The sequence below is a fragment of the Cupriavidus sp. 30B13 genome (assembly GCF_049059565.2).
Lineage (GTDB): Bacteria > Pseudomonadota > Gammaproteobacteria > Burkholderiales > Burkholderiaceae > Cupriavidus.
In genome coordinates, this window is record NZ_CP188224.1 from 3,449,682 (window position 1) to 3,468,185 (window position 18,504).

Genomic DNA, 18,504 nt, shown 5'->3' on the forward strand with positions numbered 1-18,504 from the left:
AGTGGCGCCGCCGCCAGGGCGAAACGGCGCCGCGGCGCGCGCATCTTCGCGAAGCGACGTCTAGAGAGAATCATTGTCTGCCGACAGGCCCAGGCGTGCGTCGCTGCGGGTGCGCGGGTCCCGCTCGCGCCAGACGCCCCGGTCGACGCGGGAAAGAAACTCGTGCACCACGGCGTTGAAGCGCTCCGGTTCCTCCAGGTTCACCGCATGGCCGGTCGACGGAACCATCCACAGGCTGGAAGATGCCATGGTGCGCTTGAGGAACAGGTTGGTGTCGATAGCCGGCTCGTCCTCGTCGCCGACGACCAGCAGGGTCGGAATCCGGCATGCGGCCAGCTCGCGCTCGAAGTCGAAGACCGAGGGGCGCAGCGCCTGAAAGTTGCGGAGCGTGTAGGCCGATCCCTCGGATGAATGCTCCGAGAATTGCCGGACGAACTCGTGCCAGGCCAGCGGGCTCTTGCCCTTCAACTGGATCCGCGTGGGGCTGCTGCCGACCTGCTTCGCCAGCCCGGCGGTCCCGTGGGCCAGCAGCTCGGCCGCGAACTGGATCGACTCGTGCTTGAACGCCTCGCGATGGGCATAGGGCGCGCCGGACCCGCAGCCGGCCACCACCAGCGCACTGGCGTGCTCGGGATACCGCAGGCCGAAGTGCAGCGTGGCATAGCCGCCCATGCTCAGGCCGACCACGTGCGCGCGCGCGATGCCCAGGGCGCGCAGCACCGCGAGGATGTCGTCGGTCGCATGCCGGTAGCCATAGGCCGCGTCGTCCCGCGGCACATCGGAGGGCGGATAGCCGCGCGCGTTGTACCTGATGCAGCGATATTCACGCGAGAGGCTGCGCACCTGGTATTCCCAGGCGCGGAGGTCCGCGCCGAATTCATGCACGAAGATGATGGGGTAGCCCTCCCCTGTTTCCTCGTAGTAAATCTTGGTTCCGTCCGAATCCGCATAAGGCATGATCGGTCTCCTCCGGTTATCCCGGTCATCGGTTTATCGGTCTATCGGTTATCGGTCGTCGGCATCCCGACGCGCCGGCCGTGCAGCGCAGTCCGTGGGCCGGACTGCGGCACGGACTCCTTGCTTCGGCTCCCTTGCTTCCGTCCCCTCGCTTCAGTCGAGCTTGATCCCCAGCGGCTCGATGCGCTTGCGGCGGTTGTCGCGGTCTCGCGCAAGGAACGTCTCGAAGGCTTCGGGAGTGCCGGCGACAGGCAGGTAGCCGTACTGCGTCATGTATTTCGCCTGGAACTCGGGGCGGGAGATCACGGCGTGGATGTCGGTGGCGATCTTCCTGCGGATATCCAGCGGCGTTCCGGCCGGCGCGACGATGCCCAGGAAGAACGTCTGGTCGAACGACGGATAGCCCTGCTCGGTCACCGTGGGAACGTCCGGCAGCGCAGCCATCCGTGACGGGCCCGTCACGCCGATGGCCTGCAGCTTGTGCGTTTCCAGGTAGGGGAATATCGCGCCCATCGGCACGACGGTGGAGTCGACGATCTTGCCCAGCATGTCCTGCAGGATGGGAGCGGCCCCCTTGTAGGGAACGTGCGACAGCTTGATGCCGGTCTGCAGGGCCATCCAGCCCATCGCCACGTGGGCCACGGCGCCCACGCCGGCCGAGCCGTAGGTCACGGTGTCCTTGGAATTCCTCGCCAGCGCGATGAACTCCTTCAGGTTCGTCGGCCCCAGCCCGTTTCGCGTGGCGTAGACCAGCTGGCCTTCGAGCATGCATGTGACGGGCGTGAAATCCGTCGTCGGGTCATAGCGCAGCGTCCTGAAGATCATGGGGTTGGTGACGAGGGCCACCTCGGAACCCAGGAACAGGGTGTAGCCATCCGGTTTGGCCTTCTTGACGTACTCCGCCCCGATGATCTCCGAAGCGCCGGGGCGGTTCTGCACGACGACGGGCTGGTTCCATGCCCGCTGCAGCTCCGCCGCCAGCGCCCGGCCGAAATTGTCGTAGCCGCCGCCCGCGGAATACGGCACCACGACCTCCACCGGGCGATTGGGAAAATTCGGCGGCGCGGCGAAAGCGGAGGTCGCCGCGGCCCACGCCACCGCCGTGCCGGCGCATTTCGGCACCGCGGGTATCAGGCGCCGCAGCCGTTGCAGCAGCGTCTGGGCGAACAGCGGGAAATAAGATGGGAATCGCACGTTTGTCTCCTGGTGTCATTCATCGTGGCCATGTGCAGATGGCGGGAATGGTCTTCGTCTTCGCGAGTTTTCTTGGGAAAGGCTAGGCGGCGGTGGTGACGGTCACCGACTTGGTATTGAGATAGGCTTCCAGCGCTTCGGCACCGCCCTCCGATCCGTATCCCGAATCCTTGACACCGCCGAAAGGAATCTCCGCCGTGGGCGTGGCGGCCTGGTTCACCCAGAGCATGCCCGCCTCGAGGCCCGTGCTCAGCGCGCGCACGGCGCGGGCCGAGTCCGTGAAGGCATAGGCCGAGAGGCCGAATGGCAGCCGGTTCGCTTCGGCGATGGCTTCCTCCAGCGTGTCGAAGCTGCGCATGGCGGCCAGCGGGCCGAATGGCTCCTCGTTGAACACGGCGGCATGCTGCGGCACGTCGAGTAGGACCGTGGGCGCGAAGAAGTTGCCTTCGCCGGCCAGGCGGCTGCCTCCGCAGGCAAGCCTGGCGCCGGCTTGCGTGGCATTGCCCACCAGCGCTTCCATGGCGGCGAGGCGGCGCGGGTTGGCCAGCGGGCCGAGGCTGGTCCCCGCCGCCAGGCCGTGGCCCACGACCAGCGACTCGCCGTGGGCGACGAAGGCCTCGGCGAATGCCGCCGCGACGTCGCGGTGGACCAGGAAGCGCGTCGGCGAGATGCAGACCTGGCCCGCGTTGCGGAACTTCGCGGCAGCCGTGATGCTGGCGGCCAGGGCGACATCGGCATCCCGGGCGACGATGACCGGCGCGTGTCCGCCGAGTTCCATCGTGCATCGCTTCATATGCGCGCCTGCCAGCGCGGCCAGCCGCTTGCCGACCGCCGTGGAGCCGGTGAAGGTGATCTTGCGTATGACCGGGCTGGCGATGAGATGCTCGGATATGTCGGCCGGATCGCCGCAGACCATCTGCAGGACGCCAGGCGGCAGCCCGGCGTCGAGGAAAGCCTGCATCAGGGCAGCCGGCGCGGCCGGCGTTTCCTCGGGCGCCTTGACGATCATGCTGCAGCCACTGGCCAGCGCGGCCGAGGCCTTGCGAACCACCTGGGTGATGGGGAAATTCCAGGGCGTGAAGGCCGTGACAGGCCCGACCGGCTCGCGGAACACCTCGGTGAGGGCTTGGGCGCGGCGCTGCGGCAGGATGCGCCCTTGCACGCGGGTACCTTCCTCGGCAAACCACTCGATGATGTCGGCCGCCGCGCGGACCTCGATGAGCGCCTCGGCCAGGGGCTTGCCCTGTTCCAGCGTCAGCACGGGGGCGATCGTCTCGCTGCGCTCGCGCAATATGGCGGCGGCGCGCCGCATCAGTTGCGACCGCTCGAAAGGAGTGTGCGCGCGCCACGCGCGAAAGCCGCGCAGAGCGGCCTGCAGCGCGCGGTCGAGATCGTCGCGGGTGGCCTTCGCGACCGTGCCGATGCGCAGCCCCGTGCCGGGGTCCGTCACGTCCAGCCGCTCCCCGCTGCTGCCGTCCACCCATGCGCCGTCTATCAGCAGGCGCGTATCGGGGTAGGAATATTGGTTCGTCATCGTTCCTCCGTCAAAAAAAACATGGCCCGTTTCCGGATTCGCCGTCCGCCCCGCAGGCCGCCTCTCAAGCCGGCTGCGCCGCGTCCTGCAAAATGAGATCGGCCCCGCGTTCCGCCAGCATCATCACGGCGGCCTGGACGTTGCCGGAGATCATGGACGGCATGACGGACGCGTCGACGACGCGCAGGCCGCCGATGCCGCGCACGCGCAGGCGGCTGTCCACGACGGCGCCTTCGTCTTCGCCCATGCGGCAGGTGCCAATGGGGTGATAGATGGTCTGGCCGTTCTCGCGGGCGAATTCCAGCCATTGCGCATCCGTCTGGACCTTGCCGCCGGGGCTCGCTTCCTCGACGACGTATTGGCGGACGGGCTCCGTCTCCACGATCTGGCGCCCGATCCTCATGCCCGCCACCAGGGTCTCCTGGTCGACGGCGCTGGCAAGGAAATTGGGCCGGATAACGGGGGCGTCCCTGGCGTCCGGAGAGCGCACATGGATACTCCCGACCGATTGCGGGCGCATCTGGCTGACGCCAAGGGTCATGCCGGGCTTGCGGTCGAGCATGCGCTCGGCGGCATTCGCGTAGCTGGCGTGCATGAAGAAATACTGGACGTCCGGCGTGGCCAGTTCCGGCCGGGTCCGCACGAAGCCGTTGACCAGGCCTGTTCCGAGCGTCAGGAACCCTCTTCCCCGCGTGAGGTAATGCAGCAGCGCCGCGCCCAGGCGCCAGTCCCGGCTCATCTCGTTGAGCGTGGAGATGCCCTTCAGGCGCCAGTTCATCCGGGTGCAGAAATGATCGATGTAGTTTTCGCCGACGCCGTTCAGCACATGCCGGATCTCGATGCCCGCCCCGCGCAGGACCTCGGGGCGGCCGATGCCGGAAAGCTCCAGCAATTGCGGCGACTGCAGCGCGCCCGCGCTGAGAACGACGGAGCGCCGCGCGCGGACCTTGCGTGCCTGGCCGCCGGCCTGGAAGCGGACGCCCCGGCATTCGCGCCCTTCGATGTCGAGACCCAGCACGTGCGTGCCCGTCAGGATGTCGAGGTTCTTGCGGCGCCGGGCCGGCTTCAGGTACGCGTCATAGGCGCTCCAGCGCCGGCCGGCGCGCTGGGTCGCCTGGTAATAACCCACGCCTTCCTGGGTGCCGCCGTTGTAGTCCTCGTTGTATGGCAGTCCCCAGTTGCGGCCCGCTTCGATGAACGCCTGGGTGATGGGATACCGCTCTCGCACCGGCACGACGCTCATGGGGCCGGTCCGGCCGCGCCCTTCGCCCGCGCCGGCGAAGGTTTCCATCCTGCGGAAGTACGGTTCGACCTGCGCATAATTCCATCCTGCCGCGCCGGCATCGGCCCAGGCGTCGTAGTCGCCCGGCTGGCCACGGACGAAGATCATGCCGTTGATCAGCGTGGAGCCGCCAAGCCCCTTGCCCCGCGGCACCGAAATGACGCGGTTGAGGGTGTTGGCCTCGGGTTCGGTATGGAAGCGCCAGTTGTAGCGTTCGTTGGTCAGGAGCTTGCTGAAGCCCGCCGGCATGTCGATCCACATGCTGCGGGGCTCGCCGCCTGCCTCCAGCACCAGCACGTCGTACTGCCCGCATGCGGTCAGGCGGTTGGCGAGAACGCAGCCCGCCGTACCGCCGCCCACGATGATGTAGTCATAGATTTCCATTGATATTCCTTGCCCCCGGTTGCGGCGTCGGCCGGTTCATGGTTTGTCTCCTTGTTTTCTTGCGGCCCCGCGGCCATGCCTCGCCTGTCTTTCGTGAGCGCGCGCGCAGCCGGGCAGGCCTTCGAAGACCTGCCGGCGCAACGGTGAGTAAGCGGATGCCCGGAACGCAGGGGCGCCCGGCCGTGGCGAAGCGCTCAGCCTCCGCGCGGCACGGGCGTCATGGATGACCGCGCATGGCATTCAGGCCGTCATGCACGGCGTCGTGGCGATATCCCAGTTCGCGCAGGACGTCCTCATTGCTGCCGCCCTTGTCCTCGAGCGTGCCGTGCAATTGCGCGGGGGTCCGCGACAGGCGTATTGCCTGGTCGATCAGGCTGACGACCGTCCGCCGGGGGTGCGGCACCGTCTTGATGATCTGCTGATGGACGACCTGCGGATCGCGCAGGGTCTGGTCCATGCGATAGATCGGCCCCGCGGGGACATCGGCCTGCAGCAGCCGGTCCATCCACGTCTCGGTGGTTTCGCCGGAGAAGGCCTCCAGCAGGATCGCGTTCAGTTCGGCCCGATTCGCAATGCGGTCCGCATTGCTGCGGAAGCGCGCGTCGTGAGCCAGGCCGGCCTGCCCTATGGCGCGGCACAACGCCTGCCATTGCTTGTCGCCGCCGGCGCCGACGTTGATATGGCCATTCGAGGTCGGATAGGCCGAGGTCGGCATGCTGGTAGGGTGGTCGTTGCCGACGCGTTCTGGGATCTCCCCTTCGAGCGCGCAGCGCGCTGCCTGAAAATCCATCAGCGCAATCCCGGAATGCAGCAGCGAGCATTGCACCCATTGGCCGCGGCCGCTGGTCTGGCGTTCGAGCAGCGCCGTCATGGCGCCCAACGCGGCATAAAGGCCGGTCACCATGTCGATGACGGCGGCCCCGGCGCGCACAGGTTGCCCGTCGGCAAACCCGGTGGCGCTCATCAGGCCGCACATTCCCTGCAGTATCTGGTCGAATCCGGGCCGCTTCATATAGGGACCGTCCTGGCCGAAGCCCGAGATGCTGACCAGGATGATGCGCGGATTGCGCCGGGACAGGCTGTCGTAGTCCAGTCCGAGCCGTGCTTTCACTTCCGGGCGGAAGTTCTCCACGACGACGTCGGCCTGCGCCACGAGATCCATCAGGATGGCATGGCACGCCGGGGACTTCAGGTCCAGCGTGATCGACCGCTTGTTGCGGTGCAGATTGATCATGTCGGCGCCGTCCCGCTCCCCGACGTACAGCTCCTGGCGATCGACGCTGTCCGGCGGTTCGACCTTGATGACGTCGGCGCCGAAATCGGCCAGTTGCTTGACGCAGGTCGGACCGGCCCGTACCTGGCTCAGATCGAGGACGCGAAATCTGGAAAGCGCGCCATTGGTACCTATCCGCTTCATGATTGACCTTCCCTTTGTCTGCTCGCCCCGCGACGGGCGTGCACCGGCTCGCCGCCCGGGACCTGGTCCCGGGCGGCGCGTTGCGCGTCGCCGATGGTTCTTCTTCTGGTGATGGCGGGCACGGCCGCATCTGGCCGGACCCGCTCAGGCCCGTCCGCTCAGGCCCGTCCTTTCCGGCCGGATTTCATCCCGCTCACTGCGGTGTCTCCGCCAGCCCCGCGCCGTCCGGCCCGATCTTGCGCACGCCATGCCATTGGCCGGCGCCGACGAGATCGCCGATGGTGTGCAGCAACAGCTCGAGCGCCTTCTCGGCGGCAATGGATAGCGGGATGCTCTCCGAATACGCCAGCGCGAGGCGGCGCTTGCTGGTCTGCTCCGCCAGCGGGATCGCGCAGATCCCGTCGCATTCGACGATCGCGCCGACCGCCGACCACGGCAGCACGCTCCAGCCCAGGCCCTGCTCCACCAGGTGAATGGTCATGTCGGTGCCGCTCACCTCGCCGACCAGCGTGTATCTCATCCCCGCATCCAGGAACAGGGAATCGATCCGCTGCCGTATCGTGCTTGGCGGGACCGGCAGGATCAGCGGCGCGCGGGCAAGCTCCCCGACCTCCAGCGCGCTGCGATTCCGCCACGGCCCGTTCTTGTGGGAGATGACGTACAGATCCTCTTCCAGAAGCGGAATCAGCTTCACGCCCTGCTGGGGGTCGGCATCCACGGCAAGCGCGATGTCGATGATCCCCGAGCCGATCAGGCTCACGAGGTCCGCGCTGACCCGCTCCAGCAGCAGCGGCCTGATGCCGGGATACGCCTTCAGTTGCCGCAATAGCGGAGCCGCCAGGATCTTTCCCGCGCTGCCGGGCAGGCCGATGGCGACCCGGCCATGGGGCTGCTGGACTTCCTGGGATACGGCCTGCTTGGCGTCGTGGAGCTGCTTCAGGATGGACTTGGCATAGCTGTACAGGGACGCGCCGGCGGAGGTGAGTTGCATGCCGTTCTTTCCGCGGTCGAACAGCCTGACGCCGATCTCGTCCTCCAGATTGGCAATCTGTTGGCTGAAAGCAGACTGCGCCACGAATACGGACTGCGCGGCGCGCGTCATGTTGCCGAAATCCGCCGTCGCCACGAAGTACTTTAGCTGCTTGAAGTCCATGTCCCCCTCTCATGACCGAAGGCGCGGCTCGTTCCGGCTGATTTGCCCAAAGAAAATCTCCAGCGACCTGTTGAAGAGCTCGGGCTCCTCCAGGTTGACGGCGTGCGTGGTATGCGGAAAGACCGCAAGCTGGCAGTTCCGCAGATGACTCTTGAGAAACAGCGCGGGGGCGATGCACGGCGTGTCGTCGTCGCCGATCACGACCAGCGACGGCACGTCGAGCGACTTCAGTTCCTGCTCCAGCAGGTACAACGAGGGCCGCTTCATCTGATAGCCGATCGCCGTCAAGGCTGAGCCAATGGGAGAATGCTCGGCGAAGTTGCGAAAGAATGCATCGAAGCCACGCGGGTCTTTCTCGCGCAGCCGCCGTCTTATCGGGCTGTCGGCATATTCCGCGATGGCTTCGGCCATGCCTGCCGTCAGGAGCTTGTCCGCCAGGTTCCGGGTGTCCTGGAGGAACCTGTCGCGCATCGCCGGGTCCGAGCCGTGCCCGGTGGCGGCCAGGACGACCGAGCGCGTCTTTTCCGGATGCCGGAGAGCGAAATGCAGCGCCGCATATCCGCCCATGGAGAGCCCGACGATATGAGCGCGATCGATGTTCAGCCCGGATAGTACGTTGTGTATGTCCGCCACGGCGTGCTGATAGCTGTAGGCGGCCTCGCTGTCGGGGACGTCGGAGGGAGGGTAGCCGCGAGCGTTGAAGGTGACGCAGCGATGGTGCCGGGAGAAATACCGGACCTGCTCGCTCCAGCTTCGATAGTCCCCCGCGTATTCATGCACGAATACGATCGGATCGCCGGTCCCCACGGTTTCATAGTAAAGCCGGACATCGCTCGAATCGATATAAGGCATCTGGCATTTCCCTTCATCAGACGTGAATTTCTGGCCGGCGGTGTTCAGCTTTCCGCCTTGATGTCGTGCTCCGTCAGAAAGGATCGCCAGCGCTTGTTTTCGGATTGGATAAAGGAGCGGAATTGCCTGGGCGTCACGCTCGACGGCGCATAGCCGATTTCTTCGATCCTCGACCTGGCGTCCGCGTTCTGGATGATCCTGGCGATGCCGCTGCCCAGGCCATCCACGATTTCGTCCGGCGTATTGGGCGGCGCGAGATACCCGAACCACGTCTCGATATTCATCGGAATGCCCATTTCATGGAACGTGGGGACGTCGCCTATGACCGGCCATCTCTTGGTCGCGCCGGACGCGTACAGCTTGAAGACATTGAGCGATCCCTGCAGCATGGGGATCGGCAGGAAGGCGTAGTCCACTTCGCCGGCCATCAGGGCGGCCATCACCGGCGCCGCGCCGCCATATGGCACGGCGACCAGCTTCGGCACTTTTTCCTGCTTGCGCAGCATCTCCATGCCGACCTGGGGCAGGCTGCCCGGCCCCCAATGTCCGTACGTGCATTCCCGCGACTTCAGATCGGCGAGCGCCTCGGCATAGCTTCCGGCTTTGTTTGCCTTGCGCGAGCAAAGCACGAACACCATGTTCGCCACGGCCGCCACCGGCTTGAACGCCTGGGGGTCGAAGCGGGCGGCGCTCTTGTAGATCTGGGGGGCGATGGAAATGTTGTCGGCGGCGCCGAATAGCAGCGTGCTTCCGTCACCTTGCATGCCGTAGACGTAGTTGGCCGCGATCAGGCCATTGGCGCCGGGACGGTTTTCGACGACCATCTGCTTTCCCAGCGTATCGCCGATCTGCGCGGCGACGAACCGCGCAAGAATATCGGCACCGCCGCCGGCGTTGTAGGGAACGACGATGCTGATTGGCCTTTTCGCCGTCCACTGGGCCGCGGACGCTCTTCCGAGCGCCGTGCTTCCGAGCAGGGCCAGCATTGATTTTGTAAAAGTCCTTCGGCTGGTCGCAGCCATCGGCGCCAGTTGCCTGTCGTTCCGGAAATTCACGGTTGTCTCCCTTGTACTCACACCATTTATCTATGGTTTTTCGACCAACGATTTCGGCGCCGTTTTTAAGAATATTGATTGACGGCTTGGAGTGGAGCGAAGTATAGGGCCGCCATCATCGGGCGACCAATATGGAATACCGATACCGTGATCGTTTCGGCTGATTTCTCTTGAATACCCAGGGCCGCGGGCGGCGCCCCGCCTGATGGGTCCGGGTGCTTTTTCCCGGGGTTTTGCTGCACTGCGCGCGGGCCGTTTCCCGACGGCCCGCCTGGTATGTCCGAAGTCCCTCGATCCTTGTTATCCGCCGCCGCCCGCGGATATCGTGTCGGGAGCGGCACGCGATATGCCGGTGCACAACCGGCTATCCGTTGTGCACCGGCGAATGGCGGCGCCCGATGAATGACGGCGCCCGAGATTCAAATCACCAATTCAATCAAAAACGGCCCGGCCTTCGCGTTGGCCGCCGTAAACAACGCCGCAAATCCCTCCATATCCACCGCGCGCGCTGCCTCCACGCCCATGCCGTTGGCCAGCTTCACCCAGTCGAGATCCGGATTGCCGATGTCGAGCATGTCGAGCGCGGTCTTGCCGGGATTGGCGCCGACGCCGGCGAGTTCGCCCAGCAGGATCGCGTACTTGCGGTTGGCCAGCACCACCACGGTCACGTCGAGTTTTTCGCGGGCCATGGTCCACAGCGATTGCAGCGTGTACATGCCCGAGCCGTCGGCCTGCAGCGCGACCACGCGGCGCCCGGGTGCGGCGACGGCGGCGCCGGTGGCCAGCGGCAGTCCTTCGCCGATGGCGCCGCCGGTGAGTTGCAGCCAGTCGTGCGGCGCGGCGTGCACGGTGCCGGGATAGAAGGCGCGGCCGAAGCTGACGCTTTCTTCCACCACGATGGCTTGCTCGGGCAGCAGCGCGGTCAGTGTCTGCGCCACGGCCTCGGAGGTCACGGCACCCTTGGCGATCTCGTGCGGCGCCACTGGGGCCGGCAGCGCGACCGCGGGCGCGCCGAGCTCGTCGGCCAGGCGCGCGAGCGCTTCGGCCAGGTCCTGCTCGGGGCGGGCGAGCACGAAGACTTCGGCATCTTCCGGATACGGGCGCGGCGACTTGCCGGGGTAGGCAAAGAAGGTGACGGGCGGCGGCGCGCCGACCAGGATCACGTTGCGGATGCCGGCCAGCTTGGCGCGCGCCACGTCGCCGGAGTACGGCACGCGGTCGACGTTGAAGCGGCCGCGCCCGCGCGACACGCGCGCGTTGGACATCGGCGTGATCAGGCGTGCGTCGGTGGCGGCGGCGATGCGGTGGGCGTCGGCCAGCGGCGCTTCGCGCAGCGCGGCGCCGGCCAGCACGATCAGCGTGGGCTGGCCAGAGCGCAGCACGCGCGCGGCCTGCTGCACGGCGTCGGGCGAGACCTTGGGCACCGGCAGCGGCGGCAGCGGCGCGGCGACCTTGCCGCCGGCGTCCCAGCATACGTCGGAGGGCAGGATCAGGCTGGCCACGCCGCCGGGCGCGCCCCTGGCGGCCTGCACGGCGGTGGCGGCGTCGGCGCCGACCGAGGCGGCATGCGTGGCGGTGCGGGTCCAGACCGAGACCGGGCGCGCCCAGCCTTCGGTGTCGGCGGTCAGCGGCGCGTCGAGCGGGCGGTGGTAGGTGGCCTGGTCGCCGATGATGTTGACCACCGGCGTCTGCGCGCGGCGCGCGTTGTGCAGGTTGGCCAGGCCGTTGGCCAGGCCCGGGCCGCAGTGCAGCAGCGTGGCGGCGGGCTTGTCGGCCATGCGCGCGTAGCCGTCGGCCGCGCCGGTGACCACGCCCTCGAACAGGCCGAGCACGCAGCGCATGCCGGGGATGCGGTCGAGCGCGGCCACGAAATGCATCTCGCTGGTGCCGGGATTGGCGAAGCACGTGTCCACGCCGCACGCGAGCAGCGTCTTGACCAGGCTTTCGGCGCCGTTGAGTTCGCCCTGTCCGTGGTCTGCGTGGCTTGGCTGGTTGCGCTCGGTTGTCTGCATTGGATTGGTTTCCGGTTGGGTTGCTGGAAGAAGTGCTGAATCGGGATTGCCGCTGCGGTCAGGGCTGCGCGGCCGGACGTGGCGGATAAACGGGGACGGTGCCCGCGCCGGGCGCGAGCAGGTCGAAATCCAGGCAGACGAACTCGCTCGGGAATTCGATGCGCGCGTAATAGACGATCACGCCGTCCACGCAGGCATGGCGGCGCAGTTCGGCCACCGGCGCGCCGACCGGCAGCGCCAGCCGCGCCGCGGTCTCCGCGCCGGCGGTGATGACGGACAGGCGCTGGCGGGCGGCCGTGACCTTGAGCTGCGGGAAGCGGTCCAGCACCGGCACCGAGGCACCCTGGCGGAACGCTTCCGGCTCGCGCGCGAACACGCCGGCCTCGATATACACCTCGCCCAGCGCGAACGGCTTTTGCTCGATCCGGTGCAGGCGGCGCAGGAAGTGGTAGCCCGGCGCGCGCGCGGCGCTGCAGGGCAGGCCCAGCTCGTCGGGCAGCGGCACGGGACCGTCGGATTCGCCCAGCGCCTCGGTGCCAAGGCGGCCGCCCACCGCCACCGCCTGGTCCCAGCTCACCGGCAGCGTCAACGGGCGCCGCTCGCGGCAGCCGGCCTTGACGAAGGTGCCGCGGCCGCGCTCGCGCGTCAGCAGGCCTTCGTCGTCCAGCAGGGTCAGCGCGTTGTGCATCGTCATGCGCGCCACGCCGAACTCGCGGCAAAGCTGCTCGAGCGACGGAATGCGTTCGCCCGGGCGCCATTCGCCGCTTTCGATATGGCGGCGGAAGATGGTGGCGAGCTGGAGGTAGACGGGCTGGCGGCTGCGCGAGAGCAGATCGCCGGATGCGGCAAAGGCTGGGGGCAGCGCGGGATTCTGCATGATCGGCCGGAGATGAAGCGCGGGCCGCGGCGGGCGCGGCCTGGATTCGCAAGCGAGCTACTTTAGTAAGGTCTACAAAACTAGACTACTAGGGTTAACTAGCGGGCACGGCGCGAGAAACCGGAGTACCCCTTATCTACCCCCCCTGCGCGCCCTCGGATCGCTCAGGCATAAGGCGTATCTGCCATTGCGGCTTTCAGGCCGCTGGTTCCTTTGTCAACGATAGCGAGAAAGATGGCTTTCGCTTCCTTTGCATCGCCGCATTGGCGGAGGGACCGGTGGGCCTGGATGAGGGCCACCGTCCACGTTGCCAGAAGCAGGCCGGCCGCCAGCGCGGCGTCCGGATCGCCAGGTTCTCTCCCTGCGCATTCGGCCAGCGCCGCCGCTACGACCTGCGCAAGCTCGTCACGGATGGCCCGGGCCCGGGCCTTGAGGGTTTCGCTGCCCTCGATCGTCTCTATGAAGCCTCGGCTCGCCGCGGAAAACTCGACGAAGGGGCTGTGCTCCGCCGCGAGCCGATGCGCGAGCAGGCGAAGCGTCTCGATCGGAGCGACGCCAGGGTCACGCTGCAACAAGGCTTCGCGCAGGATCTCCCGGCCTTCTTCCTCGCGATCGAAGAACATGTCTTCCTTGCGCGGAAAGTGATTGAACACCGTCATCCGCCCAACGTCGGCGGCCGCCGCGATCTCGTCGATCGTCACCTGGTCGAAGCCGCGCTCAAGAAAAAGGCGCGTGGCGGCAGTAGATATGCCTTGTCGGGTAACGAGGCGCTTGCGGGATCGACGATCGGATTGCATTGACATGGTGAAATCGATGGAAGTACATTTATGTACTCAGTACATATTGGTATCAAGTATATAACGCCCGGTTGATGCTGCGAGCGCGGGGGCCCCGGGGCGGTCGGACTCCCGAGTGCCATCGAGGCGACTTCGGGCAGCGGATGCGCCCTGAGGTTGAAGTGCCCGCAAGCGCCTGACGGGTCGTGTGGACCCGGAACTCAGTTATGAACAAGCCGCTTATTGTCATCTTTACCGCCATTGGTCTCGACGCAGTCGGAATCGGCCTGATCTTCCCCATCCTGCCGCGACTGCTCGAGGACGTGACGCACGCCGACAGCGTCGCGCCCTATATCGGTATCATGACCGCGCTGTACGCCGCCATGCAGTTCATCTTCGCGCCCGTGCTGGGCGCCTTGAGCGATCGTCTTGGCCGGCGCCCGGTACTGCTGGTCTCGCTCGCCGGGGCAGCCATCAACTACATGGTGATGGCGTTCGCGCCACAGCTCTGGATGCTGTTCATCGGCCGCGCCATCGCCGGGCTGACCAGCGCCAACATGTCGGTCGCGACGGCCTACATCACGGACATCTCGCCTGAGGACAAGCGCGCGCGGCGCTTTGGCCTGTTCAATGCCATGTTCGGCATCGGCTTCATCATCGGCCCGGTGCTCGGCGGCGTGCTCGGCGACTACTGGCTGAGGCTTCCGTTCCTCGCCGCCGCGGTGCTGAATGCAGGCAATCTGCTGCTCGCGGCGCTGGTCCTGCCGGAATCGCGCGCGCCGAGCCGCTGCAAGGTCGACCTCGCAGCGCTCAACCCGCTGCGCCCGTTGCGCTGGGCGTTCTCGATGAAGAACCTGATGCCCGTCACTATCGTTTTCTTCGTCTTGAGCGCCACGGGCGAAGTGTACGGCACCTGCTGGGCCCTCTGGGGCAATGACGTGTTCCGGTGGAATGGCCTGTGGATCGGTCTGTCGCTGGGCACCTTCGGCGTGTGCCAGTCATTGGCGCAGGCGCTCCTGCCCGGCCCCGCCGTCAGGCTGCTGGGAGAGCGCGGGGCCATCCTGGCCGGGATCGCCGGAACCTGCGTCACGCTGGTCGTGATGGCTTTCGCCGAGCAAGGCTGGATGGTGTTTGCGGTCATGCCGCTCTTCGCACTCGGAGGCATAGGCGTCCCGGCATTGCAGTCGCTTGCCACGCGCCTCGTCGACGAAAGCCGGCAAGGCCAGTTGCAGGGGGTACTGGCGTCGGCCATCAGCCTCGCATCGATCATCAGTCCTCTGGCGTTCTCGAGCTTCTACTTCGTCGTCCGGGAGCGGTGGCCGGGGGCGATCTGGCTGTCCGTGGTGGTGGTCTATGCGATCGCGGTGCCGCTTGTGCTCAGCTTGCGGTTCCGCACCGGGGACCCTGCGGCAATCTAGGACGGGGAGCGTCGGCGGCCTGGCGCACGGAAGGAAGAAAACCGAAAGGAGAAACGCATGAAGGCAGGCATGAAGGCAGTTCAGTTCAGCGGATATGGAGGGCCGGAGGTCCTGCATGTCGTCGAGGTCGATGCACCGCATGCCGGCGCCGGACAGGTGCGGATCGCGGTCCGGGCCGCCGGGGTCAATCCTTCGGACTGGAAACGCCGGGCCGGACGATACCGCGATTTCGAGGACGTTGCCTTTCCCTCGGGTGTCGGCGTCGAGGCGTCGGGCGTGGTGGACGAGGTCGGTCCGGGCGTCTCCAATGTCGCGGTCGGAGACGCCGTGTTCGGCTATGGCGAGAACACGATCGCCCAATACGCGATCCTCACGCATTGGGCCCGCAAGCCGGACAATCTGTCGTTCGAGGTTGCCGGCGGCCTTCCGGTGGTCGTCGAGACGGCATCGCGCAGTCTCGAGGAAGTGGGCGTGAAATCCGGCGAGACGCTTCTGGTGAGCGGCGCCGCGGGCGGAATCGGTTCGGCCGTCATCCAGTTCGCGCGCCTGCGCGGGATTACCGTGGTCGGCACCGCGAGCGCGCGGAAGCATGACTATCTGCGCGCGCTTGGCGCCATTCCCACGACATATGGACCCGGCCTGGCGGAACGCGTGAAGGCGCTCGCGCAGCAGGGCGTGGACGCAGCCCTCGATCTCGCCGGCTCCGGGATCATCCCGGAGCTGATCGCAATCGCCGGCGACCCTTCGCGCGTTCTTTCCGTCGCCGATTTCGCGGCTCCGCAGTACGGTGCGCGGTTTTCCTACGGGCCGCCGAAAGATCCGGAGCAGGTCTTTGCCCACGTGGCCCGGCTCTGTTCCGAGGGCCTTTTCGGTTTGCGCGTGGAACAGACCTTTGCGCTTGAGCAGACCGCGAAGGCGCAGGAAGTCAGCGCCACGGGACGCGTCACGGGCAAGCTCGTCATTTCCATCGCTTGAGCACGCCGGCAGCGTGGCACCGCGCCGACTCACGCCGCCAGCGGCTGGACGTGCCCGGCCGACACGACCGTCGGCATCCTCACCTGCGCCGGACCCTCCGGCATGGCGGCCGGCACGCCCTCGGGCGCGGCCAGCCAGCCTTGCACGGCGGCCTGGATGCCATCGGCCAGCGCCTGCTTGCGGCGATAGGCGGCGCGCTTCCTGGAGGGCAATTCCATCACGTCGCGGCGCGGCTGCCCGACCGGCATGCCGACATTGCCGCAGGCCAGCGGCTCGCCGCCGGACTCCCTCCAGAAGCCCTCGTAGTCGCACAGGATCTCGCGCGGCGTGTGGCGCTGGCGCCCGACGTGGTTTTGCCGGGACACGCCCACCACGCGGCGCACGCCCAGCGCCGCGGCAAAGCCGAGCAGCGCTTCCATCACCGCGTCCTTGGGGCGCAGGCCTTCGCACGCCTTGGTCGAGGCGCGGATCAGGTCGCGGCTGTCCTCGCCCATCGGGCCCTGCAGGCCGCCAACGAAGATCTCCACGCCGTCCTTGCCCTGCCTGAGATAGAAGCTGAGCTGGCTCAGGCAGGTGCCGCTGGCGGTGTCCTGCCAGTAGAAGGCCAGTTCGCCTTCCTTCGGATTGGGCCCGGCGTCGGCCAGGCGCAGCGCATAGCGGCCCTCGCCGAACGCGCAGGACAGCCCGCCATCCACATGGACGCGCTCGCTGAACGCCATCGGCACCAGCGCGTTGAGGGTGCGGTAGTGATCCAGCAGCGTGCCCATGCGCTGGCGGAAGCCCAGCCCGAATACGCCCAGCGGGCGATACGGGCGCTCCAGCAACCCTGGCCTGGCCACCGCCACGCGCCGCATCAGCGCGCAGGAATCCACGGCCTGCAGCCAGGCGCGCACCGCCGCGAAGCGGAACGCCGAGCGGCAGAACAGCTTGAGACGCTTGACGCGCCAGCGGGCGCCCTGCTGCGGATAGCAGAACGCGGTCAGCGCGCTCAATATCGCCAGATAGCGAAAGTAGAGAAACGGCCCGAGGTCATGGAATAGACCACGGGCATGGATGGCCGAGAGCCATTGAAGGCTCGACACTGGTCCTTGCACGGCTTGATGCTCCCCTGTTCCTGTCCGCAGCGCTGCCGGTAGCCGGTCTTGATGTCTGCTGCACCTGACACGATTTCCACGAGGCGGCCGGCCCCTGGCGGGAATCCGGGCAAATGTATCCGTCTCGTAAGATTTCGTAACGAACAGTAATAATTCTCGTTGACAGGATGGCGGGGATTTTTTTGCGGGCGAATGGAATGAAAAGGGCCGGCTGACGCCGGCCCCTGCCTCTGCTTACGCGCCCGGCGACGTGCGCCAGGGCTCCGGTGGACCGCCGCCGCTCAGCGGCGCGCCGCCGCCGGATGCCGTTCGGTGGCGAAATACAGGCCCGCCAGCACCGGCAGCGCAAACCCGATCCAGCTGGTCAGCGTCCAGCCGCCGTGGGCGAAGGCCCAGGCGCCCAGCGCGGAGGCGATGGCGCCGCCGGTGAAGAAGATCGCCATGAAGACGCCGTTGAGCCGGCTGCGGATGGCGCCGCCGAGCGAGAAGATGGCGCGCTGGCCGACCACCAGGTTAGCCGCCACGCCGAAGTCCAGCGTGATGGCGGCGATGGTCAGCGCCGCCAGCGCGGGCGTCGATCCGGGCGTGCCGGCCATGCCGAGCAGGAACGAGCCGGCCGCCAGCGCCATCGCCAGCGCGGTGGTGGGGCGCCCCAGGCCGCGGTCGGCCAGGCGGCCGGCGATGGGCGCGGCCACGGCACCCGCCACGCCCGCCAGCGCGAACAGGGCGATGCCCTTCTGGCTCAGGCCGAACTCGGGCCCCGCCAGCCATAGCGGCACGGTGGTCCAGAACAGGCTGAAGGCGCCGAACATGCAGGCCTGGTAGGCCGCGCGCCGGCGTAGCACGGGCTGGGTGCGCAGCAGTTCCCACATCGACGCCAGCAAGGCGCCGTAGCGCACTGCCGGCGCCGGGCGGCGGTCCGGCAGCAGGCGCGCCAGCACGGCGGTCAGCACGGCCATGCCCACCGCCGAGCCGGCGAAGATGGCGTGCCAGCCGAACAGGTCGGTGACCAGGCTGGAGACCGGCCGCGCCAGCATGATTCCCAGCATCAGCCCGCTCATCACGTTGCCCACCACCCGGCCGCGCGCGTGCTCGGGCGCCAGGTGCGCCGCAAACGGCACCAGCACCTGCGCGGCCACCGAACTCAGCCCGATGCACACCGCCGCGGCCAGGAACACCCCGGCGTGGCCGGCCAGCGCCGCGGCCGCCATCGCCACCGCGCTGGCCGCCAGCAGCGTGCAGATCAGGCGGCGGTTCTCGATGATGTCGCCCAGCGGCACGATCAGCAGCAGGCCCACGCCATAGCCGGCCTGGATCAGGGTCACGATCAGCCCGGCGGTCTGCGGCGACAGCCCCAGCGCGTGGCCGATCGGGCCGACCAGCGGCTGCGCGTAATACAGGTTGGCCACGATCAGCCCGCAGGCGGTGGCCAGCAGCAGCGTCATCCAGCTCGCGCCGCCTGCCGGGGCCACCTGCGCGGGCACGGGGCAGTCCGCTCTTGTCGTCATGATTGCATTCCTGCGG

15 protein-coding genes are annotated in these 18,504 nt (G+C 67.4%); 2 read left to right on the forward strand and 13 right to left on the reverse strand.

What is annotated here, in order from left to right:
- Window positions 1–60 precede the first annotated feature (60 nt).
- From ACKI2N_RS34385 to ACKI2N_RS34435, 11 genes are all read right to left on the reverse strand, one after another.
- Window positions 61–957, reverse strand: coding sequence for an alpha/beta fold hydrolase (locus ACKI2N_RS34385; protein WP_420995715.1), 897 nt, complete (start codon window positions 955–957; stop codon window positions 61–63).
- 153 nt (window positions 958–1,110) lie between these two features.
- Complete coding sequence (locus ACKI2N_RS34390) at window positions 1,111–2,151, reverse strand: Bug family tripartite tricarboxylate transporter substrate binding protein (protein ID WP_420995716.1); 1,041 nt, start codon at window positions 2,149–2,151, stop codon at window positions 1,111–1,113.
- 82 nt (window positions 2,152–2,233) lie between these two features.
- Complete coding sequence (locus ACKI2N_RS34395; RefSeq protein ID WP_420995717.1) at window positions 2,234–3,685, reverse strand: NAD-dependent succinate-semialdehyde dehydrogenase; 1,452 nt, start codon at window positions 3,683–3,685, stop codon at window positions 2,234–2,236.
- Between the two features lie 64 nt (window positions 3,686–3,749).
- Window positions 3,750–5,351 (reverse strand): GMC family oxidoreductase, encoded by a 1,602-nt coding sequence (locus ACKI2N_RS34400; RefSeq protein ID WP_420995718.1) that lies wholly within the window; start codon window positions 5,349–5,351, stop codon window positions 3,750–3,752.
- A 217-nt stretch (window positions 5,352–5,568) separates the two neighbouring features.
- The gene (locus tag ACKI2N_RS34405) at window positions 5,569–6,768 is read right to left on the reverse strand and encodes a CaiB/BaiF CoA transferase family protein (protein ID WP_420995719.1); all 1,200 of its coding nucleotides are present in this window, start codon (window positions 6,766–6,768) and stop codon (window positions 5,569–5,571) included.
- A 193-nt stretch (window positions 6,769–6,961) separates the two neighbouring features.
- A complete protein-coding gene (locus ACKI2N_RS34410; protein WP_420995720.1) occupies window positions 6,962–7,921 on the reverse strand; it encodes a LysR family transcriptional regulator in 960 nt (319 codons plus the stop codon).
- 9 nt (window positions 7,922–7,930) lie between these two features.
- Window positions 7,931–8,773 carry an alpha/beta fold hydrolase gene (locus ACKI2N_RS34415; RefSeq protein WP_420995721.1) on the reverse strand — a complete coding sequence of 281 codons (843 nt, stop codon included), beginning with the start codon at window positions 8,771–8,773 and terminating at the stop codon, window positions 7,931–7,933.
- Window positions 8,774–8,817: 44 nt separating this feature from the next.
- Window positions 8,818–9,759: a Bug family tripartite tricarboxylate transporter substrate binding protein gene (locus ACKI2N_RS34420; protein WP_420995722.1), complete on the reverse strand. Its 942-nt coding sequence runs from the start codon at window positions 9,757–9,759 to the stop codon at window positions 8,818–8,820.
- Window positions 9,760–10,247: 488 nt separating this feature from the next.
- Window positions 10,248–11,840 carry an acetolactate synthase large subunit gene (locus ACKI2N_RS34425; RefSeq protein WP_420995723.1) on the reverse strand — a complete coding sequence of 531 codons (1,593 nt, stop codon included), beginning with the start codon at window positions 11,838–11,840 and terminating at the stop codon, window positions 10,248–10,250.
- 58 nt (window positions 11,841–11,898) lie between these two features.
- Entirely contained in the window at window positions 11,899–12,717 is an 819-nt protein-coding gene (locus tag ACKI2N_RS34430; protein WP_420995724.1) for a GntR family transcriptional regulator, read from the reverse strand.
- 164 nt (window positions 12,718–12,881) lie between these two features.
- Window positions 12,882–13,520 carry a TetR/AcrR family transcriptional regulator gene (locus ACKI2N_RS34435; protein ID WP_420995725.1) on the reverse strand — a complete coding sequence of 213 codons (639 nt, stop codon included), beginning with the start codon at window positions 13,518–13,520 and terminating at the stop codon, window positions 12,882–12,884.
- A gap of 200 nt (window positions 13,521–13,720) precedes the next feature.
- Between ACKI2N_RS34435 and ACKI2N_RS34440 the strand changes: the two genes are divergently transcribed.
- Window positions 13,721–14,911, forward strand: a complete 1,191-nt coding sequence (locus tag ACKI2N_RS34440) for a TCR/Tet family MFS transporter (RefSeq protein ID WP_420995726.1) — start codon at window positions 13,721–13,723, stop codon at window positions 14,909–14,911.
- A 57-nt stretch (window positions 14,912–14,968) separates the two neighbouring features.
- The gene (locus tag ACKI2N_RS34445; RefSeq protein WP_420995727.1) at window positions 14,969–15,886 is read left to right on the forward strand and encodes an NADP-dependent oxidoreductase; all 918 of its coding nucleotides are present in this window, start codon (window positions 14,969–14,971) and stop codon (window positions 15,884–15,886) included.
- Window positions 15,887–15,915: 29 nt separating this feature from the next.
- Here the strand turns inward: ACKI2N_RS34445 and ACKI2N_RS34450 are convergent, their stop codons facing one another.
- Both ACKI2N_RS34450 and ACKI2N_RS34455 read right to left on the reverse strand, forming a co-directional pair.
- Window positions 15,916–16,968, reverse strand: coding sequence for a DUF535 family protein (locus ACKI2N_RS34450; RefSeq protein ID WP_420995728.1), 1,053 nt, complete (start codon window positions 16,966–16,968; stop codon window positions 15,916–15,918).
- A gap of 293 nt (window positions 16,969–17,261) precedes the next feature.
- Window positions 17,262–18,488 carry an MFS transporter gene (locus ACKI2N_RS34455; protein WP_420995729.1) on the reverse strand — a complete coding sequence of 409 codons (1,227 nt, stop codon included), beginning with the start codon at window positions 18,486–18,488 and terminating at the stop codon, window positions 17,262–17,264.
- Between the last annotated feature and the right edge of the window lie 16 nt (window positions 18,489–18,504).